Raw genomic sequence first — 531 nt, 5'->3', positions numbered from 1 at the left:
AGTGTAAATTTGTAAACATTCATTTTTTTATCTCCTGACATATTTAAATGACCGATCTACAGATATTATAGCTGTTGATTATTTCAGCTCTCATCGAAATATGGAATACAAGTGGCTTAAACTTAATAGTATCGACATATCATAGGGAATCATAATTTAATTCCATAAGTAACCTCTTTAATTCATCGTATTCATCTTTGAAATCAACTTAAAAAAAGAAATAACCTCAAGTTTTACCTCTCCTCTAAAACTTCATGCTTTACAGCCCTCTAGGCTTGTAATTCCTACTTTTCATATATTTCTAGAGGCAAATCATCCGGATCACAAAAAAAAGTAAACCTTTTTCCTGTTAACTCATCAACACGGATAGGTTCGACTGGAATGTTTTCGTTTTCTAAATCTTCAATCGCTTGATTAATATCTTCCACTTCAAAAGCAAGATGTCTAAGCCCTCTAGCTTCAGGATAACTAGGACGATGGGGGCTATCAGGAAATGAGAATAATTCCAGCTGATATTCCCCTCCGACGATA

At 33.9% G+C, this 531-nt stretch carries 1 protein-coding gene; it reads right to left on the bottom strand.

Features of this window, described 5'->3' with window-relative positions:
• Window positions 1-284 precede the first annotated feature (284 nt).
• A partial coding sequence (locus tag V3595_RS25620) for a VOC family protein (RefSeq protein ID WP_485910488.1) occupies window positions 285-531 on the bottom strand: 247 nt, incomplete at its 5' end.

The organism is Bacillus sp. CFBP9009, assembly GCF_036541465.1.
Lineage (GTDB): Bacteria > Bacillota > Bacilli > Bacillales > DSM-1321 > Peribacillus.
The sequence above is the reverse complement of the archived record's forward strand: the minus strand, read 5'-3'. Positions and strand labels throughout refer to the sequence as shown.